General features: G+C 31.9%; 23 protein-coding genes and 1 riboswitch. Of the genes, 12 read left to right on the top strand and 11 right to left on the bottom strand.

The annotated features are described in order from the left end of the window. Nucleotides 1-10 precede the first annotated feature (10 nt). Both Q0945_RS11000 and metK read right to left on the bottom strand, forming a co-directional pair. Nucleotides 11-1,282, bottom strand: coding sequence for an O-acetylhomoserine aminocarboxypropyltransferase/cysteine synthase family protein (locus Q0945_RS11000; RefSeq protein ID WP_299434469.1), 1,272 nt, complete (start codon nucleotides 1,280-1,282; stop codon nucleotides 11-13). 122 nt (nucleotides 1,283-1,404) lie between these two features. Next, a riboswitch (SAM riboswitch) is annotated at nucleotides 1,405-1,523 on the bottom strand. Nucleotides 1,524-1,673: 150 nt separating this feature from the next. Continuing rightward, a complete protein-coding gene (gene metK / locus Q0945_RS10995) occupies nucleotides 1,674-2,930 on the bottom strand; it encodes a methionine adenosyltransferase (protein ID WP_299434467.1) in 1,257 nt (418 codons plus the stop codon). 332 nt (nucleotides 2,931-3,262) lie between these two features. On the opposite strand from metK, the gene Q0945_RS10990 reads away from it, so the two are divergent. Continuing rightward, a complete protein-coding gene (locus Q0945_RS10990) occupies nucleotides 3,263-3,877 on the top strand; it encodes a deoxynucleoside kinase (RefSeq protein ID WP_299434465.1) in 615 nt (204 codons plus the stop codon). Then, nucleotides 3,878-4,585 carry a dipeptidase PepE gene (pepE, locus tag Q0945_RS10985; protein WP_299434463.1) on the top strand — a complete coding sequence of 236 codons (708 nt, stop codon included), beginning with the start codon at nucleotides 3,878-3,880 and terminating at the stop codon, nucleotides 4,583-4,585. It abuts the gene before it with no gap. Between the two features lie 6 nt (nucleotides 4,586-4,591). Here pepE and Q0945_RS10980 read toward each other — a convergent pair whose 3' ends face one another. The 5 genes from Q0945_RS10980 to Q0945_RS10960 all read right to left on the bottom strand — a co-directional run bounded on the left by Q0945_RS10980 (nucleotide 4,592) and on the right by Q0945_RS10960 (nucleotide 12,271). Then, nucleotides 4,592-5,590 (bottom strand): phosphatase domain-containing protein, encoded by a 999-nt coding sequence (locus Q0945_RS10980; RefSeq protein WP_299434461.1) that lies wholly within the window; start codon nucleotides 5,588-5,590, stop codon nucleotides 4,592-4,594. A gap of 86 nt (nucleotides 5,591-5,676) precedes the next feature. After that, nucleotides 5,677-7,962: a sodium-translocating pyrophosphatase gene (locus tag Q0945_RS10975; RefSeq protein WP_299434459.1), complete on the bottom strand. Its 2,286-nt coding sequence runs from the start codon at nucleotides 7,960-7,962 to the stop codon at nucleotides 5,677-5,679. Between the two features lie 108 nt (nucleotides 7,963-8,070). Beyond that, on the bottom strand, nucleotides 8,071-8,598 hold the full coding sequence (locus tag Q0945_RS10970; RefSeq protein ID WP_299434457.1) for an inorganic diphosphatase: 528 nt from the start codon (nucleotides 8,596-8,598) through the stop codon (nucleotides 8,071-8,073). Nucleotides 8,599-8,676: 78 nt separating this feature from the next. Further along, the gene (locus Q0945_RS10965) at nucleotides 8,677-11,178 is read right to left on the bottom strand and encodes a DUF5686 family protein (RefSeq protein WP_299434455.1); all 2,502 of its coding nucleotides are present in this window, start codon (nucleotides 11,176-11,178) and stop codon (nucleotides 8,677-8,679) included. A gap of 115 nt (nucleotides 11,179-11,293) precedes the next feature. Continuing rightward, complete coding sequence (locus tag Q0945_RS10960) at nucleotides 11,294-12,271, bottom strand: pyruvate dehydrogenase complex E1 component subunit beta (RefSeq protein WP_299434453.1); 978 nt, start codon at nucleotides 12,269-12,271, stop codon at nucleotides 11,294-11,296. 178 nt (nucleotides 12,272-12,449) lie between these two features. Here Q0945_RS10960 and Q0945_RS10955 point away from each other — a divergent pair, with 178 nt between their 5' ends. From Q0945_RS10955 to Q0945_RS10920, 8 genes are all read left to right on the top strand, one after another. Next, entirely contained in the window at nucleotides 12,450-13,196 is a 747-nt protein-coding gene (locus Q0945_RS10955; RefSeq protein WP_299434451.1) for an electron transfer flavoprotein subunit beta/FixA family protein, read from the top strand. 49 nt (nucleotides 13,197-13,245) lie between these two features. Beyond that, entirely contained in the window at nucleotides 13,246-14,214 is a 969-nt protein-coding gene (locus Q0945_RS10950) for an electron transfer flavoprotein subunit alpha/FixB family protein (RefSeq protein WP_299434449.1), read from the top strand. Nucleotides 14,215-14,300: 86 nt separating this feature from the next. Next, a complete protein-coding gene (locus Q0945_RS10945; RefSeq protein ID WP_299434447.1) occupies nucleotides 14,301-14,930 on the top strand; it encodes a bifunctional nuclease family protein in 630 nt (209 codons plus the stop codon). Nucleotides 14,931-14,947: 17 nt separating this feature from the next. Then, entirely contained in the window at nucleotides 14,948-16,399 is a 1,452-nt protein-coding gene (locus Q0945_RS10940) for a nucleoside transporter C-terminal domain-containing protein (RefSeq protein WP_299434445.1), read from the top strand. Nucleotides 16,400-16,510: 111 nt separating this feature from the next. Continuing rightward, nucleotides 16,511-17,335: a thymidylate synthase gene (locus tag Q0945_RS10935; protein ID WP_299434443.1), complete on the top strand. Its 825-nt coding sequence runs from the start codon at nucleotides 16,511-16,513 to the stop codon at nucleotides 17,333-17,335. Nucleotides 17,336-17,428: 93 nt separating this feature from the next. Then, a complete protein-coding gene (egtB, locus tag Q0945_RS10930; RefSeq protein ID WP_299434441.1) occupies nucleotides 17,429-18,589 on the top strand; it encodes an ergothioneine biosynthesis protein EgtB in 1,161 nt (386 codons plus the stop codon). 16 nt (nucleotides 18,590-18,605) lie between these two features. Further along, the gene (gene egtD, locus Q0945_RS10925) at nucleotides 18,606-19,577 is read left to right on the top strand and encodes an L-histidine N(alpha)-methyltransferase (RefSeq protein WP_299434439.1); all 972 of its coding nucleotides are present in this window, start codon (nucleotides 18,606-18,608) and stop codon (nucleotides 19,575-19,577) included. 5 nt (nucleotides 19,578-19,582) lie between these two features. Next, nucleotides 19,583-19,864 (top strand): DUF427 domain-containing protein, encoded by a 282-nt coding sequence (locus tag Q0945_RS10920; protein ID WP_299434437.1) that lies wholly within the window; start codon nucleotides 19,583-19,585, stop codon nucleotides 19,862-19,864. Between the two features lie 45 nt (nucleotides 19,865-19,909). Here Q0945_RS10920 and Q0945_RS10915 read toward each other — a convergent pair whose 3' ends face one another. Together Q0945_RS10915 and Q0945_RS10910 are read right to left on the bottom strand one after the other, a co-directional pair. Beyond that, complete coding sequence (locus Q0945_RS10915; RefSeq protein ID WP_299434436.1) at nucleotides 19,910-20,206, bottom strand: isoamylase early set domain-containing protein; 297 nt, start codon at nucleotides 20,204-20,206, stop codon at nucleotides 19,910-19,912. 148 nt (nucleotides 20,207-20,354) lie between these two features. Next, complete coding sequence (locus Q0945_RS10910) at nucleotides 20,355-21,440, bottom strand: aminotransferase class V-fold PLP-dependent enzyme (protein ID WP_299434434.1); 1,086 nt, start codon at nucleotides 21,438-21,440, stop codon at nucleotides 20,355-20,357. Nucleotides 21,441-21,494: 54 nt separating this feature from the next. Between Q0945_RS10910 and Q0945_RS10905 the strand changes: the two genes are divergently transcribed. Continuing rightward, complete coding sequence (locus tag Q0945_RS10905; protein WP_299434432.1) at nucleotides 21,495-21,881, top strand: 2TM domain-containing protein; 387 nt, start codon at nucleotides 21,495-21,497, stop codon at nucleotides 21,879-21,881. Between the two features lie 14 nt (nucleotides 21,882-21,895). Then, a complete protein-coding gene (locus Q0945_RS10900) occupies nucleotides 21,896-22,372 on the top strand; it encodes a dihydrofolate reductase (protein WP_299434697.1) in 477 nt (158 codons plus the stop codon). Here the strand turns inward: Q0945_RS10900 and murI are convergent. After that, nucleotides 22,361-23,149 (bottom strand): glutamate racemase, encoded by a 789-nt coding sequence (murI, locus tag Q0945_RS10895; protein ID WP_299434430.1) that lies wholly within the window; start codon nucleotides 23,147-23,149, stop codon nucleotides 22,361-22,363. The genes Q0945_RS10900 and murI overlap by 12 nt on opposite strands. An 8-nt stretch (nucleotides 23,150-23,157) precedes the next feature. After that, nucleotides 23,158-24,828: an alkaline phosphatase PafA gene (pafA, locus tag Q0945_RS10890; protein ID WP_299434428.1), complete on the bottom strand. Its 1,671-nt coding sequence runs from the start codon at nucleotides 24,826-24,828 to the stop codon at nucleotides 23,158-23,160. Between the last annotated feature and the right edge of the window lie 59 nt (nucleotides 24,829-24,887).

Below are 24,887 nucleotides of genomic sequence, written 5' to 3'. Positions count from 1 at the left end.
AATTTTATGCTTATTGCGCAAAAGCCTGTTCTAAATCGGCTTTTAAATCTGCAATATCTTCTAAACCAACCGATAAACGTATTAAATCTGCTCCTACTCCTGCATCTATTTGTTGCTGGGCTGTTAATTGTTGGTGCGTTGTACTTGCTGGGTGAATAATAAGTGATTTTGTATCTCCAATATTTGCTAAAAGAGAAAATACTTTAGTAGCATCTGTTACTTTTTTAGCAGCTTCAAATCCTCCTTTTAAGCCAAATGTAACTAACCCACTTTGTCCTTTAGGTAAATACTCTTTTGCTAAATCATAGTACTTACTACTCTTTAATCCTGGGTAATTTACCCATGCTACTTCTTCTCTACCCTCTAACCAAGTTGCCAATTCTAATGCATTAGCACTATGTTGTTTTATTCTTACGTTTAAAGTCTCTAAACCTTGAATAATTTGAAAAGCATTGTAAGGACTTAAAGCTCCTCCAAAATCACGCAATCCTTCTAAAATTAATTTAAAAGTAAATGCTGCAGCTCCTAAAGCTTCGCTATACACCAAACCATGGTATCCTGCAGATGGTTCTGTAAACTCAGGGAATTTTCCGTTTGTCCAATCAAAAGTACCTGCATCAATAATTGCGCCTCCTAAAGATGTTCCTTGACCACCAATATATTTAGTAAGTGAATGAATTACAAGGTTTGCTCCGTGCTCAATTGGATTTAATAATGCTGGTGAAGCAACCGTATTATCCACAATAAAAGGAACTTGTGCTGTTTTTGCTTGTGCAGAAATAGCTTTAAGGTCTAATACATCTAACTTTGGATTTCCTAAAGATTCTACAAAAAATGCTCTTGTATTATCTTGTACTGCTTTTCCAAAACTTTCTGGATCAGATGCATCTACAAAAGTAGTTGTAATACCTAACCTTGGTAGTGTAACATTTAATAAAGTAAACGTTCCTCCATATAAGCTACTAGAGGCTACAATATGATCTCCTGCTTTTAACAAAGTCATTAATCCTGTTGCAATAGCAGAGGTTCCAGAAGCAAAAACAACAGCACCAACACCACCTTCTACAGCAGCTAAACGATCTTGTAATATTTGATTGGTTGGATTATTTAATCTTGTATAAATAAATCCTAATTCTTTTAATGCAAATAAATTTGCTGCATGTTCTGTATCATTAAAAACATAAGAAGAAGTTTGGTAAATAGGTACCGCTCTAGTTCCTCCTGTTTGTGTTGTGTCATGCCCTGCATGTAATGCGTTTGTTGAAAATTTTTGATCACTCATGATTTTTTGATTTTTTTAGTTAATTGATAAAAAAATTCAAACCTTATATTACGACATTGTAAAATAAGTAAAATCAAAAAGTTAAAAAGAAATTGGAAAGTTGCTATGTATGATAGCTTATTTCGTTATCTGCCTTATAAATCACTTCTGATTTCTCTGGTAGAATTTAGCACCTTCTTTGCAAAACAAAGGGTTGCTAAGGCTTCACAGGGTCTAATCCCTCCGCCTTTCTTGATAACATTTCAATATGTATTTGAACTTAATTTGTTGCAAATATATACTCCAAAAGTTTATTTGCCTACTTTTTATAAATAAAATAACACTTTTATTTATTTATTTTAAAATAACAGCTCTGAATCAGATTCCTTTTCCAGAGCCATATTTTTATAATTTACAAGTTAAAACTAGCTTTTACTTTATCTACCATATCTAATTTCTCCCAAGTAAATAATTCTACTTCTTTTTCTACTTTACCATTATAAGGAGATTCAAAGACTTTAGTAATAGTTCTTGGCTCTTTTCCCATATGGCCATATGCTGCTGACTCTAAATAAATAGGATTACGTAATTTTAAACGTTCTTCTATAGCAAACGGACGCATATCAAACAATTGTGCTACTTTCTCTGCAATAGCACCATCTGTTACATCTACATTTGCTGTTCCATAAGTATCTACAAAAATAGAGGTTGGTTCTACTACTCCAATAGCATAACTTACTTGTACTAATATTTCATCAGAAACACCTGCTGCCACTAAATTTTTAGCTATATGCCTTGCTGCATAAGCCGCACTACGGTCTACCTTACTTGGGTCTTTTCCACTAAAAGCACCACCACCATGTGCACCCTTACCACCATAAGTATCTACAATTATTTTACGTCCTGTTAAACCGGTATCTCCATGAGGTCCTCCAATTACAAACTTCCCTGTCGGGTTAACATGATACGTAATTTCATCATTAAATAATGCTTGAATATTTTCTAGTAATTGTTCCTTAACTCTAGGTATTAATATTGTTACAATATCTTCCTTAATTTTAGCCAACATAGCTTCATCCTCCGCATTAAAAGCATCATGTTGTGTAGATACTACAATAGTATCTATACGTTGTGGTACATTTTCATCGGAATATTCTATAGTTACCTGCGACTTGGCATCTGGTCTTAAATAACTAATTTCTTTATTCTCTCTTCTTAAATCTGCTAATACCTGAAGAATTTTATGAGAAATATCTAATGCCAATGGCATATAGTTTTCTGTTTCTTTAGTTGCATAACCAAACATCATTCCTTGGTCTCCTGCCCCTTGCTCTTCTTTTTCGCCTCTATCTACCCCTTGGTTTATTTCTTTAGATTGTTCATGAATAAGAGATATTACACCACAAGAATCTCCACTAAATTGATATTCTCCCTTAGTGTAGCCTATTTTATTAATAACTTCTCTTGCTATATTTTGAACATCTAAATAGGTATTACTTTTTACCTCTCCTGCCAAAACTACTTGCCCCGTTGTAACAAGAGTTTCACAAGCAACTTTACTTTCGGGGTCAAAAGCCAAAAAACTATCTAATAATGCATCACTAATTTGGTCTGCAACTTTATCTGGGTGCCCTTCACTAACAGATTCTGATGTAAATAAATAAGACATAATTCTTTTTTAAAAAGGAAAGCAGCGCGCAAAATAAAAAAGCAAATAGATAGAATACCCTATATAGGCGTAGTAATATCTGTTTTAGCATTTTTTAGAGGTTGCAAGCAGTCAAATCTTTCCTCGTAGATTGAAAGTGTAAAAGTAGTGCTATTCAGAAATATGTCAAAATAGAATCTCTTAAAAAATTATACTTTTATTTTATTAATTATCTATCCTGAAAAAAAATTCAACGGATATTTACATAAACATTTTACCATCCTATTGTTATCTTGTATATTGTATGGCAATATTTTTTTCTTATTATCATAACTATAAAAAACATCTAAAAAATGCATATTGCTGTAGCAGGAAATATTGGTGCCGGAAAAACCTCTTTAACCAAATTATTAGCCAAGCATTATAAATGGGAACCCCATTTTGAAGAAGTTGCCGACAACCCTTACCTAGATGACTTTTATAATCAAATGGAACGTTGGAGTTTTAATTTGCAAATCTATTTTTTGAATAATAGATATAGACAAATTCTTGAAATTAGAGAAAGTGGAAAAAATATTATTCAGGATAGAACCATATATGAAGATGCACATATTTTTGCACCTAACTTACACGCTATGGGTTTAATGACAAATAGAGATTTTAGTAACTATACTGGTCTTTTTGAACTAATGGAATCCTTAGTACAGCCACCAGAATTACTTATTTATTTAAGAAGTTCTATACCAAACTTGGTGAAACAAATTCATAAACGTGGTAGAGATTATGAAAATAGTATTTCTATAGATTATTTAAGTAGGCTAAATGAACGTTATGAGGCATGGGCTCATAATTACACTAAAGGCAAATTATTAATCATTGATGTAGATCAATTAGATTTTGTTGATAAACCCGAAGATTTAGGGCAAGTTATTAATAAGATTGATGCTGAAATAAATGGTCTTTTTTAAATGATTAACTGTATTCTCGCCAGCTCATCTACTATATACAATAGCACCTATTTAGAATATCTTTTTAATGAGTTAAAAGAATTATACAGTAATACTGATGAAGTTCTATTTATTCCTTACGCTAGACCAAGTGGTATTTCGCATGAAGAATATACTACGATAGCAAAAAAAGGATTTCAGAAAATTAACAAAAAACTTATTGGCATTCATACTTTTGATGAGCCTATAAAAGCTATTAATAATGCTAAAGGAATTTTTACTGGAGGAGGTAATACATTTGTCTTAGTCTCTATGTTATACGAGTTACAACTTATAAATCCTTTAAGAAAAAAAATTCTAGAAGGCACTCCCTATTTGGGAACTAGCGCAGGAAGTAATATTGCTGGCGTTAGCATGAAAACTACTAACGACATGCCCATAGTTTACCCTCCTAGCTTTTCTACATTACATATTATCCCTTTTAATATTAATGCACATTATTTAGATCCAGACCCAACATCTACACACAAAGGAGAAACCAGAGAAACTAGAATAAAAGAGTTTCATCAGTTTAACGAAACTCCCGTTATTGGCTTACGTGAAGGCAGCTGGATTCGTCTAAAAAACAATAAATGCACTCTTGAAGGAAAACTTTCCGCAAGAATCTTTGAACAGAACAAAGAACCTGTTGAGGTACCTACAAATACTTCCCTACTTTACTTAAAGTAATTACTTTTAAATAAAGCCTTTCTTTTTTGCATGACCAATTGCTTCTGTAGTAGTATAAACTAATAAAACATCAACGTCTTTATAGTCCTGAAATAACTTTTCTACACGTAGCATTTTCTTTTTACTTTTTACTGACCTTAAATAAATGGAAGTTATTCTATTTGGGTTTTTAGCAACTATATCTACATATATATCTGGATCATGCTCTCCACAATCTCCAATAAGAATAAAAGATAAATCTGGATAGGTATTTAATATATTTTGAATTTCATGATGCTTATGTGATATTTTTGACTTTGGAGTTTTATCAAATAAAAATTTTAGGTTTCGTAACAATATTGCTCCCTTTGGGAAATTATTGCCATTTAAAAAAATCTCTAAATACTTATATAAATTCCATGGACTATTACTTACATAAAAAACTGGATTACAATTGTTTTTAGACTTTCCTTTATGTAATTGCATATAAAAATCTGCGGTTCCTTCTAAAGCTTTTCTGTGTAATACATTAACAAAAAAAGTATTAAAAACTGCTTTCCATTTAAGTTTTGAAGCAACGCCAGTATGCAAAATAGTATCATCTATATCACTAATAATCCCGTATTCAGATTCTGGCAAAACAACCAACATTTCTCCATAAAAACGATTTTCAGAGACTATTTTTTTAGTATATTCTTCTGGTTTATCATAGGCTACTTTATAAGATACCCAACCATCTTTAGAAACAATTTCTGATAAATTCTCTATGCCCTTATTTAAGATATAGTACCCTTCAGAATCTGCTATTATTTTTTCCTGCTCATTATTCTTTATCTCAATATTTATAGAAGCAAATTTTACTTCATCCGTTTCAAACCTTTTCCATGTGCTAATAAAAACTGGCAATATTCCTTTTTTATTTATATCTATATTTTCATCCTCTAAAGTTCTGCCTCGTAAATATATATGAGTTAATGTCCCATAGGTTTTAAAAGGAATAATTTGCAATTTATCTTTCTTAAACATAGCTTTAATTTCACCAGAAATTAAAAATATAAAAAAACCGTCTTACATAGTGCAAGACGGCTAAATATAAATTGACTGTAAAATTATTATTCCTTAGTTTTCTCTTCATTCACGAATGTTGCATAAGCTATAGGTATCTCTTTGTTGCCTTCTACTTTTATTGTAGTTTCTACTTTTATACTATTAACATCTTCAACATGCTTAGCAAGACCGTCGTTTGTAATTGCAATACTAGGCGCTATTACCAAAGCAACAACAGACATTAATTTTAATAAGATATTTAAAGAAGGTCCCGAAGTATCTTTAAAAGGATCTCCCACAGTATCCCCTACTACGGCAGCTTTGTGAACATCCGTACCTTTTCTTCCATCTTCTTCTATAGTTTTCTTTGCATTATCCCATGCACCACCTGCATTGGACTGAAAAATAGCCATTAAGACTCCACAAGTAGTAACACCAGCAAGTAAACCTCCTAACATTTCAGCACCACCAATACCAACAATTTTACCTCCAAAGCCAACAATTACCGGAACAGCAATTGCTAATAACCCAGGTAAAACCATTTCTTTAATAGATGCTTTTGTAGAAATATCTATACACTTACCGTAATCTGCTACACCATCTGCAGCGTCAAAAACTTTTCTGTCTTCCTCTGAAGCTTTACTCATATCAGAATCATACTTACGCATAATACCCAGTGCTGCTTTTAATTCAGGAATATCTCTAAATTGACGACGAACTTCCTCTATCATTGCCATTGCTGCTCTACCAACAGCGTTCATTGACAAAGCAGAAAAAACAAAAGGCAACATACCTCCTATTAACAAACCTGCCATAATATCTGGTCTAGAAACGTCTATAGAAGTTACATTTGCTGTTTTCATAAACGCTGCAAATAATGCTAATGCTGTTAATGCTGCAGAGGCAATTGCAAATCCTTTGCCTATTGCAGCAGTTGTATTACCAACAGCATCTAACTTATCTGTACGTTCACGTACTTCACTCGGCAACTCTGCCATTTCTGCTATACCACCTGCATTATCGCATATAGGACCATAAGCATCTACCGCTAATTGAATCCCTGTATTAGCCAACATACCTACTGCTGCAATAGCAATACCGTATAAACCTGCTTGGCTATGCGAAATAATAATTGCTGCTGCAATTAAAAGTATAGGAATTGCTGTAGACATCATCCCAACACCTAATCCTGCAATTATATTTGTTGCCGCTCCTGTTTCCGATTGTTTAACTATATCCATAACAGGTTTTTTACCTGTTGCAGTATAATACTCTGTTACTTTACCCACTAAAAGACCTGCAACTAAACCTGCTATTGTTGCCCAAAAAACTCCCATAGAAGTATATGTTACACCTGCTTCTACCCATGATTCTGGGAGCATTTTTTGAATAATAAAAAAAGATGCCACCAACATTAAACCTGCAGAACCAAATTCTCCGATATTTAATGCCGTTTGCGGATTCCCGCCATCCTTAACACGAACAAAAAATGTTCCTAGAATAGACATAACAATACCTGTTGCAGCTAATACTAATGGAAGATATACTGCTCCTAAACCATCAAAAGATGAAGCAAATTCTGGTAAACCAGCATAAACAGCACCAAGTACCATTGTTCCTATAATTGAACCAACATAAGATTCAAACAAATCTGCTCCCATACCTGCAACATCCCCAACATTATCCCCAACATTATCTGCTATAGTAGCAGGGTTTAAAGGATGATCCTCTGGAATACCAGCTTCTACTTTACCTACTAAATCTGCACCTACATCTGCTGCTTTAGTATAAATACCTCCACCAACACGTGCAAACAAAGCTATGGAAGATGCTCCTAAAGAAAATCCGGAAAGAACATTTAACACCTCTCCTATACTCCATCCTTGTCCGCTATATATCATAAAGAGTCCGCTTAAACCCAAAACCCCTAAACCAACAACACCAAGTCCCATTACAGCTCCACCTGCAAATGCAACTTCTAAAGCTTTCCCTAAAGAAGTTCTTGCAGCTTGCGTTGTTCTAACATTAGCTTTAGTAGCTACTTTCATACCTATAAACCCAGCTAATGCAGAACAAATTGCACCTACAATAAAAGATACCGCTACCATACCATTAGATCCTTCCTCAGAATTTCCTTTAAAGTAAAGTAATACCGCAACTGCTACTACAAAAACCGCTAAAACCTTGTATTCTGCTTTTAAAAAAGCCATTGCACCGTCAGAAATGTTCTTGGCTATCCTTGCCATTTTTTCTTCCCCTTCGTCTTGTTTAGATACCCAAAGATTTTTTACGAATACAAAAATTAAGGCCAGAATACCAAAGCCCCATAAATAGTTCACAAATACTTCCATAGTTTATTATTAATTTGTCATTTATATAGCAGTAAATGTAACAAATCGATAATAATAAAAAAAGCCACCTTTAAATTTAAAGGTGGCTTTTTTTATTAAACAGGTAATTTATATTGTAAATGTACCTTTATCTTTATGCTCGCTTTTATCATAACGCTCTACACATTCATGGTATATTTTTATTGCTTCTTCTGCATTTCCCCAACCACCGGTATCAACTTTTTTTCTTTCTAAATCTTTATAAACCTTAAAGAAATGCTCTATCTCTTTTAATCTATGTGGATTTATATCGTTAATATCATTTTTATTGCTCCAAATTGGATCAGATACTGGCACGCAAATTATTTTTTCATCTGGTCCTTTTTCATCGGTCATATGAAAAACACCTATAGGTTTAACTTCCATTACCACCATTGGATATGTTGGTTGATGCCCCAATACTAATATATCTAATGGATCCTTATCTAACGCTAATGTTTCTGGAATAAAACCATAATCTCCAGGGTACATCATGGAAGAAAATAACATTCTATCAAACCTAATTTTATGTAATGTAAAATCATATTCATATTTATTTCTACTTCCTTTTGGAATTTCTATTAAAACATCAAAAGTTATGCTTTTCTTTTCTGCCATTATTGTATTTTTTTTCGTGTGCAAAGTTAACAAATGAACGCTAGCCCATTAATGAAATTGTATTAATTCTATATTAATTTAAAAATTAAACCCAAAAGTTCCTGTTACACTAAAGGGCCTTGCTTCTGGAGTGTCTAAATAATTACCTCTAAAGTTAAAATCTATTCTAAATATTTTAAAAATGTTTCCTATACCAAAGGAGTATTCATAATACACTTTATCTGATGGTGCTATTAATGGCGTTGTAATATTTGCTGGCGCATTTAATGCTATGTTTTCATCTGACAATTGCCCCCAAACTCCACGCAGTCCTACAATTTCTCTTAAATTCCATTTTCTTATTAACGGAATTCTAGAAAATAATCTGCCATTAAAATTATGTTCTAAATGCAATGACGCATAAGTATCTGTAACAAATTCGTAAAAATCTAAATTTGGAAAAGTACCATAATTAGAAAAGAATGTTTGGTTACCTGGAATAACACTTAATAAACCTAGAGGCACCTCTCCTAAAGTTTTCCCAATTTCCACAGTACTATACAACCTTCCAAAACCTCCTACTTGCCATGGCTGACTATATGAAAACTGAAGTTTACTATAATTAAAATCGCTATTCATAGGGCCTTTTAAGCCTTTTGTATAATTTAATAATAGTGTACTATAGTTATCATTAATATCTCTACGCTCTACACCATGACCTATTGTTTTTTTTCCTGGTGTATATATTACTATTGTGTTTAGATTAAATTGCTTTACTTCTGATGCTATTCCTGTTACAGATTCTGCATCTACATAGTCTAAACTAAAATCGCCAGGTAATGCAGAGCTAAGCGTCCTAAAGTTTGCCCCCAAAGAAACCCTAACATTTGTTAATGGTTCTACTTCTACACTAAGTGCACTCAAATTAATATTAGTAAGCCTATTATTTGCACCAACAGTTAGCAAAGAGGAAGATGCTATGCTCCTTCCTAAAACATCATTGGTAGCTGTTAAGCTTACCCCCAGTTGCTCTATATCTCTTCTATTTCCTCCAGAGATTATTAATCTACTTTTATTATCTAACAAAAACTTACCAGATATACCATGCTTAACTTTTTGATCAGCAAAACCGTATGCAGCATAACCTTCTACTCTCCATGGATCGTTTGGCCCAAAATATGTTCTTGCTCCTAACCTTACTCTTGCTCCTTCTGCATCATTATAACCAAAAACATCGTAAACAGAACCAATATCTAAATTCCATTTATCTATTTCTACATAGCCAGATCCCAGAATACTAACTAAGTTATAATACGACTTAAATTTAGGTACAGTTTTTAGCGTATCAATTAACTTATAAATCCCTTTTTCATCTTTATTTAAAGATTCTAATCTATTCTCTTTCCAAAACGCATCATCTTTTACAACTACCTCTGGATCAAAAGGGTTCCCATCTTTCTTATAAAAATCTCTAGGTTTTTCTTTATCAAAATCATAAGCGTTATAAACCGTTGTTCTTTTACCGTAAACCCCTTTTGATTTTTCTTTCTTTTTAAAACTAAAATCGCTCAGCATATAGTCTCTCTTTAAAAGAAAAACAGAATCGTTCATTACATCAAAATCTTGCTCAATATAAATCTCTTTAACCCAGTTTATATTAGCACTTTTAGTAACTTCTAGATTTATATTTTTAATAGCGTATGTAGAATCATTTACCCAAAAGTCTCCTTTAAATGTTAATTCATTTTTTCTTCTTGGATAGTATACAATATTATAGCACCATTTATTATCTATAAAAGCACTATCTCTAAGTGCATAATTATAGGTATCTATTCCTGTTCTAGATAAAGGACTAGTAAAACTTTTATCAAAAAACTTTAAGTAATTATCATAAATATCATAATCCTGATACAAATCTTCTACAAATGCAATTATTGCTTGGTTGTTATCAAAACCAGAATTCTTATTCCCTAAAATTTCTTCTTTTTCTTCTTTTATAATATTATCCCCATATACCTTAGAAAAAGTTTCGTTTAAGAAAATTGGCAAGTACGTTTTTCCCGTAATCTTTGAAGTATCTAAATCTTGAAATACAAATTCTAGTCCTTTAAATATTTTACGTTGCATTAATGCACTATCTATAGTATTTAAATCAAACTCTACCTTTTCATATTTATCAAAAGCATATTGTTTAAACTTACGAACTCCATTCTCTCTTTTTTTAGCCCATATTTTTCGCAAAATATCTACTGCTGGGTTATTTTTTTTAGATTGCTTACCCGCTATAAGAACTACTTCATTTAATTGTTCGCTAGATTCTGCTAGCTTAATTTCCATTTCGTAATTAACCTTAGAGTTAAGAATTATGGTCTGCGTTTCATATCCTACAAAAGAAACCACAAGTGTATTATAACTTGTATCTGACTCTAAATAAAACCTCCCATTATCGTTTGTAATGGTTCCTTCTGTAGAATTCTTAAAAAGTATATTGGCAAATGCAACAGGTTCACCCAAATCATCTAATACTATTCCAGAAACTTTAGTTTGCGCATTTACTAGTAGTGCAAATAAAAAAAGGAAAAGAAAAATTATTTTTTTCATTATAATTATGTGTTCTATTTAATGGTACTAACAAATAACATACCAATAAAAAAGCCTCGCCGACTAATTTAAGTTGGCGAAGCTACTATTCTTTTACAAATATGTAAGTGTTTATTTACTTATATAACACTTTTTTAACGGCCGTAACCACATCTGAAGCATTTGGCAACCACTCTTCTAATAAAACTGGAGAATATGGCGCTGGTGTATCTGCTGTATTTATTTTTATAACTGGTGCATCTAAATAATCAAATGCATTAGATTGTATATGGTACGTAATTTCTGTTGCTACATTACCAAAAGGCCAAGCTTCTTCTAAAATTACTAGGCGGTTTGTTTTCTTAACAGAATCTACAATAGCTTTATAATCTAAAGGCTTAACGGTACGTAAATCAATTATTTCACAACTAATACCTTCTTTTTCTAACTCATCCGCCGCTTTATCTGCCTCTTTAATGATTTTACCAAAAGAAACTATAGTAACATCTGAACCAGATCTACGAATATCTGCAACACCTAAAGGAATTGTAAATTCTCCTTCTGGAACCTCCCCCTTATCACCATACATTTGCTCAGATTCCATGAAAATTACAGGATCATTATCTCTTATTGCTGCTTTTAGCAAACCTTTAGCATCTTTAGGATTAGACGGTACTACTACTTTTAATCCTGGGCAATTAGCATACCAGCTTTCAAAAGCTTGCGAGTGTGTTGCAGCTAATTGTCCAGCAGAGGCTGTTGGCCCTCTAAATACTATTGGACATGGAAACTGACCTCCAGACATTTGTCTAATTTTAGCTGCATTATTTATAATTTGGTCAATACCAACTAAAGCAAAATTAAATGTCATGAACTCTATAATAGGTCTATTCCCTGTCATTGTAGAACCTACACCTACTCCTGCAAAACCTAATTCTGCAATTGGGGTATCTATAACTCTTTTAGGACCAAATTCATCTAACATTCCTTTAGAAGCTTTATAAGCACCATTATATTCTGCAACTTCCTCTCCCATTAAATAGATAGATTCGTCTTTTCTCATTTCTTCAGACATAGCCTCCGCTATAGCTTCTCTAAACTGTAATGTTTTCATGTTTATAACAATTGAATTCCTAAATTAAATACCTAAAAGGCAAGCAAAAATAGGGAATTATATATCAAAATAATAACCATTTTGCTCAAAAAAAGTTATAAATTTACTATGCACGCATAGTAAATTCAGAAATTATTAACTATCTTAGCCCTATTATATTTAAAAGCTTATTTAATCGATGAAAATATTAGTTTGCATAAGTAACGTACCGGACACCACTTCTAAAATTAATTTTATAGATGGTGATACAAAATTTGACACCAATGGTGTGCAATTTGTTATAAACCCAAATGATGAATTTGGTCTTACAAGAGCCATGTGGTTTAAAGAAAAACAAGGCGCAACAGTACATGTAGTGTCTGTTGGAGGCCCAACAATAGAGCCTACAATTAGAAAATCTCTTGCAATTGGAGCAGATGAGGCTATACGTATTAACGCAGAACCTACTGATGGTTTTTTTGTTGCACAACAATTAGCAGAAGTTGTTAAAAATGGAGATTACAACCTTATTATAGCCGGTAGAGAATCTATTGATTATAATGGCGGTATGGTTCCTGGAATTCTTGCTTCTTTATTAGACATGAATTTTGTAAATACTTGTATTAGTCTAGAAATAGATGGTGAAAACGCTACTGCGCAAAGAGAAATAGATGGCGGAAAAGAAACTCTAACCACTTCTCTACCACTTGTTATTGGAGGTCAAAAAGGTTTAGTACAGGAAAGTGATTTAAAAATTCCTAACATGAGAGGAATTATGATGGCTAGACAAAAGAAATTAACTGTTGTTGAACCTGTAGATGCATTAAACACTACACAGGACACTAAATTTGAGAAGCCAGCAGCAAAAGGTGCTGTTAAATTAATAGACGCTAGCAATGTTGATGAACTTATAAGTTTATTACATAATGAAGCAAAAGTAATTTAGTATTAATTCTTTATTCCAATTATTTAGGAATATTTTAATTTAAGAAAAAATGTCAGTTTTAGTATATACAGAATCCGAAAACGGAAAATTTAAAAAAAATGCTTTAGAGGTTGCCTCTTATGCTACAGAAGTTGCTAAACTATTAGGAACAAATGCCGTTGCAATATCTATTAATGCAACAGAAAATGAAACTTTAGGTACTTATGGTATTAGCAAAGTATTAAATGTTAGTAATGATAAGTTGTCTGTGTTTAATGCAAAAGGGTATGCAAATACTATTACACAAGCTGCAAAGGCAGAAAATGCGCAAGTTATTATTACTAGTTCTAGTACAGATGCTAAATATTTAGCTCCATTAGTTAGCGCATCATTAAAAGCTGGTTACGCTCCTAATGTTGTTGCTGCTCCAGAAAGCACAAGTCCTTTTACCGTAAAAAGAACTGTTTTTAGTAATAAAGGATTTGCCTTAACGCAAATAAATACAGATATAAAAGTTGTTGGAGTATCTAATAATTCTTTTGGAATTATAGAAAATGCTACTACAGCAGCTGTAGAAAATTTTGATGCCTCTTTAGAGGATAGTAATTTTTCAACTAAATCTATAGAAGTAGATAAGATTATTGGAAAAGCTACAATAGCAGATGCAGATATTGTTGTATCTGGTGGTAGAGGATTAAAAGGCCCAGAAAATTGGGGTATGATTGAAGAACTTGCCGATGTTCTTGGCGCTGCAACAGCTTGTTCTAAGCCTGTATCCGACTTAGGTTGGAGACCGCACGGAGAACACGTAGGACAAACAGGAAAACCTGTTGCAAGTAATTTATACATTGCTATTGGTATTTCTGGAGCCATACAACACCTTGCTGGTGTAAGTGCTTCTAAGACAAAAGTTGTTATTAACACAGACCCTGAAGCTCCATTTTTTAAAGCTGCAGATTATGGTATTGTAGGAGATGCCTTTGAGGTTGTGCCGCAGCTCATCGAAAAATTAAAAGAATTTAAAGCGCAAAACGCTTAATTTTTGTTAATTTGTGCCTTTCTAAAGGGTTGTTTAAATAAATGGATACTCAACTTATTTAAACAACCCTTTTTTTACAACTATTTATGAGCTTAGTAAGATTAAAAATAAAAGGGATTTCCTATAGCCAAACTCAAAATGGAGCTTATGCCCTTATTTTAAATGAAGTTGAAGGTGATCGTAAACTTCCAATTGTAATTGGCGCTTTTGAAGCACAGTCTATTGCAATAGCTTTAGAAAAAGAAATTAAACCCCCAAGACCACTAACACACGATTTATTTAAAAATTTCTCCGACAGGTTTGATATTGTTGTAAAACAAGTAATCATACACAAACTAGTAGACGGTGTTTTTTATTCCAGCATTATATGTGAAAGAGATGGTATTGAAGAAATTATTGATGCAAGAACTAGTGATGCTATTGCATTAGCATTACGTTTTGACGCTCCTATATTTACTTATAAAACTATCTTAGATAAGGCTGGCATTTTCTTAAAATTCTCTTCTAAAGACAAAGACAAGGAGAATGATGATAGTATAATGGTAGATGAAATTCTACAAGAAGGCGGAGACCCAATAGAAATTGAATCTGGTGCAACAGATGGCTACACAGAGCTTACCACAGATGAACTTTATAAAGAGCTAAATAAAGCTGTAGCAAATGAAGATTACGAAAAAGCAGCCAAACTAAGAGACGAAATATCTAAAAGAAACTAAATTTTTAAAATAGTTGCATGAAAAATTTGCCATGGCTAATTTTTATTTTTTTCATTTTTGGCATTTTTTCTTATGCTCAAGACGCAACAGCGCAAGACACTATTATTAACAATACTACAATTGTTAATGACATTTCTACTACAACACCTACAATAGTTCCTAATGCGGGCTTTTCCATGCATAGTTTATGGAGGGGTATTTTAGGAATGGTAGTTATAATTGCTATCTCTTTTTTATTTAGTTCTAATAAAAAAGCAATTAACTGGAAAACTGTTGGCATAGGTTTAGGAATACAATTATTAATTGCTATTGGCGTACTAAAAGTTCCTTTTATTCAAAAAATATTTGAAGGATTAGGAAACATTTTTGTTAATATATTAGATTTTACCAGAGCAGGAAGTCAATTTTTATTTGAAGGTTTAGTAGTAGATATGGACACCTTCGGATTTATTTTTGCATTTCAAGTACTCCCTACAATCATCTTTTTTTCTGCACTAACCTCTTTATTATTCTATTTAGGACTTATACAAAAAGTAGTAAAAGGCCTTGCCTTACTTTTATCTAAAACCTTAGGAATATCTGGCCCAGAAAGTCTTTCTGTTGCAGGTAATATCTTCTTAGGTCAAACAGAAGCTCCTTTGCTTATAAAAGCCTATTTAGAGAAAATGACAAAATCCGAAATCTTGTTAGTTATGATTGGTGGTATGGCAACCGTTGCAGGTGCTGTTTTAGCTGCTTATATAGGGTTTTTAGGTGGGGATGACCCTGTGCTACGGTTACAATTTGCTAAACATTTACTAGCGGCATCTGTAATGGCTGCCCCTGGTGCTATTGTAGTTTCAAAAATTCTATACCCGCAAACTGAAAAAATAGATACTAATGTAACTGTATCTACAGAAAAAATAGGTTCCAATATATTAGACGCCATTTCAAACGGAACAACCGAAGGCTTAAAATTAGCTGTAAATGTAGGCGCTATGCTTTTAGTTTTTGTAGCTTTTATTGCCATGATAAATGGTATATTAGAATGGAGTGGAGATATAACCCACCTAAACAGCTGGATTGCTAATAATACTAGCTATGAAAAATTTTCTTTAGAAGCTATTTTAGGAACCATTTTTGCCCCTTTAATGTGGCTAATAGGTGTTGCCAATGAAGATATTATGCTTATGGGACAATTATTAGGTATAAAATTAGCAGCAAGTGAATTTATTGGTTACATACAACTTGCGGAACTTAAAAACATGGCTAACGCTACCCATTTTACGTATAACAAATCTATAATAATGGCCACTTATATGTTATGTGGCTTTGCAAACTTTGCATCTATAGGAATACAAATAGGAGGCATTGGTTCTCTTGCTCCAGGACAAAGAAAAACCCTATCCGAATTTGGAATGAAAGCTGTTCTTGGTGGCTCTTTAGCCTCATTGTTATCGGCAACTATTGCTGGAATGATACTTGGTTAAATTTTACATGTCATTAGTATATAGTTAATAATTATTAATAATTATCACTCTTTCTTTTACTACTTAAGTATTTCTATTCACTAATTTTACTTTATTAAGTTAATCATCATTATGAAACAATATCACGATTTATTAAAACACGTATTAGAAACTGGCAACCAAAAAGGAGATCGTACAGGAACAGGAACAGTTAGTGTTTTTGGACATCAAATGCGTTTTGATTTAAGTGAAGGTTTTCCAATGGTGACAACTAAAAAGTTACACCTAAAATCTATCATTTACGAACTTTTGTGGTTTTTAAAAGGAGATACCAATATTAAATATCTTCAAGAAAATGGTGTTAGAATATGGAATGAGTGGGCTGATGAAAATGGGGATTTAGGACCTGTATACGGTCACCAATGGAGAAATTGGAATAGTGACGAAATTGACCAGATAAAGGAAGTTATTCACTCTTTAAAAACAAATCCAAATAGTAGAAGAATGTTAGTTTCTGCTTGGAACCCAAGTGTTTTACCAGACACCTCTAAATCTTTTTCTAAAAATGTAGCTAACGGAAAAGCTGCTTTACCTCCTTGCCATGCATTTTTTCAGTTTTATGTTGCTGATGGCAAACTTTCTTGCCAGTTATACCAACGTAGTGCAGATATCTTTTTAGGCGTTCCTTTTAACATTGCTTCTTATGCTTTATTTACAATGATGATGGCGCAAGTATGTGGTTACGAGGCTGGGGAATTTATTCATACTTTTGGAGATGCTCATATATACAATAATCATATGGAGCAAGTAGAATTACAACTTAGTAGAGAGCCAAGAGCTTTACCTAAAATGATATTAAACCCAGAAATTAAAGATATTTTCGATTTTAAATTTGAAGATTTTACTTTAGAAGATTATAATCCGCACCCACACATTAAAGGGGTTGTTGCTATTTAATATTTTTTATAAAAGTAATTTTTAAGTAATCTTCATAAGATTGCTTAAAGTTTGTGTATTCTTAATTCCTATCTTTAAAGCAAATAAGCTTTAATGACCACTACAAACCCCTTGCTTCAGTTTTTTCTTAAAACACGAAAACATACAGAAGATATTTGCAGCCCTTTAGAGATTGAAGATTATGTTGTACAACCTATAGAAGATGTTTCTCCTCCCAAATGGCATTTAGGACATACTACTTGGTTTTTTGAAGAGTTTATTTTAAAACAGCATCTGGGCAACTACAAATTATTTGATGAAGATTTTTCCTTTGTTTTTAATAGTTATTATGAAGCTGTTGGCAAAAGAGTAATACGCTCTAACAGAGGAAATTTGTCTAGACCATCTGTCCAAAAAGTGTACGAATATAGAAACTATGTAACTAAAGAAATTGAGAAGTTAATTACAAAAACCAATACACTAGAAATAAATAGTTTACTAGAAATAGGCATTCATCATGAAAAGCAACACCAAGAACTACTCCTTACTGATATTAAATTTATCCTAGGAAACAACCCACTATTACCTTCTTATAGTAATATAATTAAAGAACATGAAACACAAGATTACCAACAAGAATGGTTAAAAGTCAATGAAGGGGTTTATGAAATTGGACATAATAATTCTTCTTTTTGTTATGATAATGAATTAGGAAGACATAAAGTTTATCTTACTAATTACGAAATAGCAAACAAGCTTGTTACCAATAAAGAATTTATAGAGTTTATTACTGCTAATGGTTATAAATTACATGATTTTTGGCATGCAGAAGGATGGGATTGGGTTAATAAAAATAAAATTACGACTCCTTTATATTGGCATAATATAGATGGTAAATGGTACCATTACACATTAAATGGATTACAAGAAATAAATTTAAATTCTCCTGTTACTCATATTTCTTATTTTGAAGCTTTTGCTTATGCACAGTATAAAAAACTAAGATTACCAACCGAATTTGAATGGGAAATAGCACAAGGTAAATTTAGCTGGGGAGATAGGTGGGAATGGACGGAAAGCGCATATTTGCCTTATCCAGGATACGCTAAAGTAGATGGTGCTCTAGGAGAATATAATGGCAAATTTATGGTAAACCAAAAAGTATTAAGAGGAGGTTCTATTGCCACTCCTACACAACATACAAGACCTACTTACCGTAATTTTTTTCAAACAAATTTAAGATGGCAATATACCGGATTAAGGTTGGCCAAATAATTACGACAAAAAGAAAATGCAAGAAAACACTACCATTATTTTTACCAACGCTTTTGAAGAAGATATTTATAATGGCTTAACTGATTACCCTAAACATTTATCCTCAAAATATTTTTACGATACTAAAGGAGATGGGTTATTCCAAGAAATAATGGCGATGCCAGAATATTACTTAACAGATAGTGAGTATGATATTCTTTCAAAATATAAAGAACAGATTTCTTCTTTATTTCAAAAAGACAGTCAATCTTTTAATTTAATTGAACTCGGAGCTGGTGACGGAAAAAAAACAAAAATTTTACTAGAACATTTATATAATTCTAATATAGATTTTGTGTATCAACCAATAGATATTAGTCAAAATGCTTTAGATCAATTAGGTAGTTCTATTAAAGAAGAATTTCCTAAAATAAAAGTAAACAAGATACAAGGAACCTATTTTAATGCACTTAAAAAAATTGAAGTCCCTAGTACCTCTAGAAAAATTATTCTTTTCTTAGGTTCTAATATAGGAAACATGGAACATAAAGAGGCTACAGAATTCTTAAGTTCCATTACCCAACATATGAACTCTGATGATTTATTATTTGTTGGTTTTGATTTAAAGAAAAATCCGCAAACTATATTAGATGCTTATAATGACCAAACAGGTATTACCGCTGCTTTTAATAAAAATATTTTGACAAGAATTAACACCTCTTTAAATGCTAATTTTAATTTAGACAATTTTAAACATTGGGAAACATATAATCCAGAAACTGGAACTGCAAAAAGTTATTTAGTTTCTACAATTGACCAAGAAGTTTTAATAGAAAAATTAGAGCTCAAAATTAATTTTAATGCATGGGAAACTATACATACTGAAATTTCTCAAAAATATGATGAACGCACAGTACAAATGCTAGCAAAAAATGCAGGCATGACTATTGAAACAGAATTTACCGACCCAAAGAATTACTACAAAAACTATATTTTCAAAAAAAAATAAATCTTATGAAAGCAATTTGGAATAATACAATTATAGCAGAAAGTGACGATACAGTTGTTATTGAAAATAATCATTATTTTCCTTCTGATAGTATTAAAAAAGAATACTTTAAAGAAAGTGACACACATACCACTTGCCCGTGGAAAGGATTAGCTTCATATTACACGCTAAATGTAAATGGAAAAGAGAATATTGATGCTGCTTGGTTTTATCCGGAAGTAAGTGAATTAGCCCGAACAATTAAAGGCAGAGTTGCCTTTTGGAAAGGTGTAGAAATAACAAAATAATTTAAAAAAGAAAGCCTGCATGGAAAACATACAGGCTTTATATTATTACAGTTCTAATACTGCATTTTCAGAACCAGCAAAATCGTTCCATTGGTAACGATCCGCTTCTGGTTCATTTACATAAGAACCATCTATTATATACTTATATTCAAAAGAATTCTCTTTAGGTAAATCAAAAGTACCTTTAAAAGTTCCATTCTTAAGTTTCTTTAATGTTGCTCCTTTAGGTTTCCAATTATTGAAATCTCCTACAACTTCTACTTTTTTTGCCTCCGCTGCTGGTACTGTAAAAGTAACCTTACAAACTGGCTTAGATTTTAAATACTTTTTTACTACTGCCATAACATATTAAATTAAAATATAGGGCAAAACTAATACAATAACTCTCTCATTAACAAGGATTAATAAATTATTATCAATTTAATAATAAACAGATACTATTTACAGAACTATCATAAAAAAAGAGATGTTTTTTTAATAATTGCAATAACTAAATAACTGATTTTATAACCTTTATGATGTCTTCTATATCTTTTTCTGTATTATAAAAATGGAAACTAAGCCTGATACCATCTCCCCTTTGAGAACATATTACGCCATTATCAGTTAAATGATTAAATAGTTTACTATCCCCTTTTATATTAAATATAGTACTATGTTCTTTTCTTTGAACAACTACCTCATCTAACAAACCTAATTTCGAAAATTCTAATATTGCTTTAGCTGCTATAACTTTAATTCGAGTTTCTATTTTATCTATCCCAATACTCTTCATATAATTAAGAGAAAAATTTAAGCTTCCAAAGGCAAAACATGATAAATGACCAGGCTCAAAATGTTTTACAAAAGAAATACTATCTTTTTTTTCTTCCTCTGCTCCTGCTGAAGAAAAGCCGATTATAGGAATTGCAAGCCTATCTTTTACAGCCTCATTAAATAGAAAAAAGCCATTCCCATAACCAGACAAAAGCCATTTATAGGCACTTGCTCCTAAAATATCTATTCCTGATTCTTGAAAATTAAAATCTGAAGTTCCACAAAATTGAGTTCCGTCTGCAATAATTAATAGTTCCGGATTTTCTTTTTTTAGTTTTTTTATAAAATCTAAATCTATCTTAACACCATTTAACCACTGTACTATACTTAAAGCTAAAACATCAATATTTTCTTTTGCTATAAGATTTTCTATATCCTCTTCTAATTGTGCTGTTATAGAAATTTCAAAAGTTTTAAAAGAACGTGTTTCAAAAGGCCATTTTACAGAAGGATAGTCATTCTCTAATAAAGCTATTTTAGAACCTTCCTTTAAGCTATCTAAAACCATATTTATTCCTAAAGAAAAATTAGAAACTAAAGCCACATCATCACTTTTACAGTGAAATAATGATGCTACAGATTCTCTAGTTTCTTCGATTATTTTAAGCCCTTCCTTTCGCATTGCGCTTCCTTTCAATAAAAAATCTAGATCATATTCCTGCCTCCAATCTAATAAATCATCAGAAAACAATCCAAAAGCGGCTGTATTAGCATAGATATACTGTCTCAATACCGGAAAATTGCTTCTAACCTTATTCATGTTGCAAACTTATTTAGTAATTACTTTATCTTTGAAGTAAAGATAAGTATTGCTATGTTTTCCAAGAATAAAAAAACATCTCAATTAGATACAGAACAACATGAGCTATTAGAAAATGCGCAAACTCGTATTAAGCAAAAAAAACGCTTATACGTTCACTTTGTTATTTTCCTAATAGGTAGTGTGTTTCTTATCCTAATTAATAAAATTCTTAAATACGGTGTAGAGTACAATTGGTTTATTTGGGGTATTACCTTTTGGGGCTTCTTGTTTGTAATACATGTTTTTAATGTTCTTTTTACTCAAAAATTTATGGGAAAAGACTGGGAACGTGAACAAAGAGAAAAATTAGTAGCCAAACAGAAAAAAAGAATCTTAGAAATCCAGAAAGAAATTGAAACAGAGTTTCCTTTAAACAATATTAATAAAAAAAAAGAGTAGTGTACAACATAACAATGATTGCCGCAGCGGCAGAAAATAATGCGCTAGGAAAAGACAACGATTTATTATGGCACTTACCTGATGACTTTAAAAGGTTTAAAACTTTAACCACTGGACATAAAATTATTATGGGAAGAAAAACTTTTGAAAGTTTTCCTAAACCACTACCAAATAGAACGCATATAATTATTACAAGAGACCATAACTATATTGTAGAACATCCAAGTTGTGTTGTAGTACATAGTATTGAAAATGCTCTAAAATTAGTTACTAAAGAAGATTGTTTTATTATTGGAGGTGGTGAAATTTATAAACAAGCCGAAAAGTTTTCAAATAAAATTGAACTAACAAGAGTGCATGCTTCTTTTGATGCAGATACTTTTTTTCCTGAAATTAATCCTAAAAATTGGAAACTAGACTCTAAAGAACACCACCCTGTTGATGAGAAACATAAATATGCTTTTACTTATTTAACTTATCTAAAAGTCTAAAAAAGAAATTTTTGTAGTAACTCCTTCTTTTTCTACCAGACTCTTTAAAACACTACTATCTACATTACTATAAAAGGTATGTTCTCCTTTTTTTGTAGAAGGGTTTACTATTTTATTTTTCTCTAAAATAGCTTTTGTCTGTTTTGCAACAGCCTCACCAGAGTCTATTATTTTTACTTTTCCTGGTATTATTTCTTTTATTAAAGGTATTAAATATGGGTAATGGGTACACCCTAAAACTAAATAATCTATACCTTCTTTTAACATAGGGTGCAGATATTTACTTAATAGATTTTTTAATTCTACACTTTGTAACTCTCCTTTTTCAATAAGTGGCACTAAACCTTCCCCTTCTCTTTCTATAATTTTTATACCACTCGCATGGTTTTCGGACGTACTATGAAATAAGCTACTAGACAAAGTGCCTTTTGTAGCCAAAATGCCAACTATTTTAGATTCTGACTGTAGTGCCGCTGGTTTTATAGCTGGCTCTATTCCTATAAATGGGACATTATAATTTTCCCTTAAATAATTTATAGCATTTGTTGTTGCTGTATTACAAGCAACCACTATTAACTTACATCCCCTTTCTAATAAATACTCTGTATTTTTTATGCTAAGCCTTAAAATTTCTTCTTTAGACTTTTTCCCATAGGGAGCATTCTTACTATCTGCCAAATATATTATGTCTTCATTAGGAAGTAAAGATTCAATTTCTTTCCAGATAGATGTTCCCCCTACACCAGAATCAAATATACCTATAGGGATTATACTCATAATTTCTACTAGTTTAAAACAGGTACAATTGGTTTTCCTGTAGTTCCGTTTGGAAAAGAAATACCTAACAAAGTAGCAATAGTAGGTGCTATATCTGGAATTTCAGTTCTAATTACTGTATTCCCTTTCTTAATACCTTTTCCATAAAATAATAACGGCACATGGGTGTCATATATTTGTGGGGATCCGTGTGTAGAACCTGTTTTGCCATAACTTATTACACCTGGAGCTAAAACAAACAATATATCTCCAGACCGCTTTTGATTGTACCCATTTTGCAATATGTAAGGTATACCTCTAGTATATTGCTGACTCCACATTTGTTCTGCGGTATACACCCTATTTATATAATTATACTTTAAAATTTCCTTAGCAATAGATTCTTGTACAATACCAATTTCTAACTCTAAGTTTTTAATAATTTTATGGTCTAAAAAAAGCTGAAAATTAGAAAAACTCTTTACTATATCTGTTGTTCCATAAGCATACTGCAAAAACTCATTTAATTTAGATTTTAGGCTTTTAAATTCTGCATATCCTGCTGGTATTTTATTATCTTTTAAATACCCAGGAACATGTATCGCAGCATGGTCTGCTGTTAAAAATAAAGTATATTCTCCTTTTCCTACTTTCTTATCTAAGGCATTAAAAACCCTTGCTAAGTCTTGGTCTAATCTTAGGTAAGTATCTTCTATTTCTTTTGAATTTACTCCAAATTTATGACCTACGTAATCTGTACTAGAAAAACTTATAGACAAAAAATCGGTAATCTCATCTTTTCCTAAATTTTCTCCATCTAAAGCGGCAATGGCAAAATCTGTAGTTAAACTATTACCAAAAGGTGTGTGCTTTAAAATTTCATATTTATCATTAGCGTCCCATAAAACTGGAATATTATGAGGAAAAGTAGGTGTATTCTCCCCCTCAAAAAGACCCTCGTAGGAGTTGTCATCTAAACCACTTTCTAAGTATGTGCTTATATCTTTTAATGTATTCCATTCTTTCTTATAACTATCTACACTTCTTGAGTTGTTAAAATTAACCACCCACTTTGGTAAAGAATTCATATAAAAAGAACTTGTTATCCAGCTTCCTTCATTTTTTCCATAAAACCAATACGCGCCATTTGCTGTATGCCCTCCTGGCATAATTGCACCTCTATCTTTTAATGCAATTGCTATTGTTTTCCCTCTCATTTGCGTGTGCAAGCGTAACTGATCTGCTATTGTAGTTACTTCCATTCTGTGCGGAGACATTTTACCTGCATCTGAAATTGTTCCTACAGAAGCATATGTAGCATCAGATGCGCAATACACCATTTTATCTAACTCTTTATCATACCAATCATTCCCAATTATACCATGTGTTGCAGGAGTTGTTCCTGTGTAAACAGAAGCATGTCCAGGGCCTGTACTAGTAGGCGCATAATTAAAATGATTATTTCTACAATTAAAACCATCATTTAACAACCTTTTAAAGCCTCCTTCTTGAAACTTATTAGAAAAACGAGTTAAGTAATCATAACGCATTTGGTCAACTACAATACCAACAACTAATTTTGGCGCACTAAACTCCTCCATAGTTTTGTCTTTACTCTTCTTTTTTTGCCCATAACTATTACCAAAAATATTAGCAAAAAAAAGTAATACTAATAAAGTTCTAATGTTTTTAAAATGCATATATAATAAATTGATTGAGTAAAAGTAAATAAAATCCCTCTCAAAAAAATTAAATGCAA

This window comes from uncultured Maribacter sp., from assembly GCF_947500405.1.
Taxonomy (GTDB): domain Bacteria; phylum Bacteroidota; class Bacteroidia; order Flavobacteriales; family Flavobacteriaceae; genus Maribacter_B.
Note: the sequence above shows the minus strand (reverse complement) of the source record. Positions and strands in the feature narration are given on the sequence as shown.

Bases quoted from the DNA above. Each gene is read 5' to 3' on its own strand.
- egtD (WP_299434439.1), top strand. From the start codon at position 18,606: ATGCAAGAAAACACTACCATTATTTTTACCAACGCTTTTGAAGAAGAT.
- metK (WP_299434467.1), bottom strand. From the start codon at position 2,930: ATGTCTTATTTATTTACATCAGAATCTGTTAGTGAAGGGCACCCAGAT.
- Q0945_RS10940 (WP_299434445.1), top strand. From the start codon at position 14,948: ATGAAAAATTTGCCATGGCTAATTTTTATTTTTTTCATTTTTGGCATT.
- Q0945_RS10905 (WP_299434432.1), top strand. From the start codon at position 21,495: ATGTTTTCCAAGAATAAAAAAACATCTCAATTAGATACAGAACAACAT.
- Q0945_RS10900 (WP_299434697.1), top strand. From the start codon at position 21,896: ATGATTGCCGCAGCGGCAGAAAATAATGCGCTAGGAAAAGACAACGAT.
- Q0945_RS10965 (WP_299434455.1), bottom strand. From the start codon at position 11,178: ATGAAAAAAATAATTTTTCTTTTCCTTTTTTTATTTGCACTACTAGTA.
- egtB (WP_299434441.1), top strand. From the start codon at position 17,429: ATGACCACTACAAACCCCTTGCTTCAGTTTTTTCTTAAAACACGAAAA.
- pafA (WP_299434428.1), bottom strand. From the start codon at position 24,828: ATGCATTTTAAAAACATTAGAACTTTATTAGTATTACTTTTTTTTGCT.
- Q0945_RS10955 (WP_299434451.1), top strand. From the start codon at position 12,450: ATGAAAATATTAGTTTGCATAAGTAACGTACCGGACACCACTTCTAAA.
- Q0945_RS10935 (WP_299434443.1), top strand. From the start codon at position 16,511: ATGAAACAATATCACGATTTATTAAAACACGTATTAGAAACTGGCAAC.
- Q0945_RS10945 (WP_299434447.1), top strand. From the start codon at position 14,301: ATGAGCTTAGTAAGATTAAAAATAAAAGGGATTTCCTATAGCCAAACT.
- Q0945_RS10970 (WP_299434457.1), bottom strand. From the start codon at position 8,598: ATGGCAGAAAAGAAAAGCATAACTTTTGATGTTTTAATAGAAATTCCA.
- Q0945_RS10910 (WP_299434434.1), bottom strand. From the start codon at position 21,440: ATGAATAAGGTTAGAAGCAATTTTCCGGTATTGAGACAGTATATCTAT.
- pepE (WP_299434463.1), top strand. From the start codon at position 3,878: ATGATTAACTGTATTCTCGCCAGCTCATCTACTATATACAATAGCACC.
- Q0945_RS10920 (WP_299434437.1), top strand. From the start codon at position 19,583: ATGAAAGCAATTTGGAATAATACAATTATAGCAGAAAGTGACGATACA.
- Q0945_RS10915 (WP_299434436.1), bottom strand. From the start codon at position 20,206: ATGGCAGTAGTAAAAAAGTATTTAAAATCTAAGCCAGTTTGTAAGGTT.
- Q0945_RS10975 (WP_299434459.1), bottom strand. From the start codon at position 7,962: ATGGAAGTATTTGTGAACTATTTATGGGGCTTTGGTATTCTGGCCTTA.
- murI (WP_299434430.1), bottom strand. From the start codon at position 23,149: ATGAGTATAATCCCTATAGGTATATTTGATTCTGGTGTAGGGGGAACA.
- Q0945_RS10950 (WP_299434449.1), top strand. From the start codon at position 13,246: ATGTCAGTTTTAGTATATACAGAATCCGAAAACGGAAAATTTAAAAAA.
- Q0945_RS11000 (WP_299434469.1), bottom strand. From the start codon at position 1,282: ATGAGTGATCAAAAATTTTCAACAAACGCATTACATGCAGGGCATGAC.
- Q0945_RS10960 (WP_299434453.1), bottom strand. From the start codon at position 12,271: ATGAAAACATTACAGTTTAGAGAAGCTATAGCGGAGGCTATGTCTGAA.
- Q0945_RS10990 (WP_299434465.1), top strand. From the start codon at position 3,263: ATGCATATTGCTGTAGCAGGAAATATTGGTGCCGGAAAAACCTCTTTA.
- Q0945_RS10980 (WP_299434461.1), bottom strand. From the start codon at position 5,590: ATGTTTAAGAAAGATAAATTGCAAATTATTCCTTTTAAAACCTATGGG.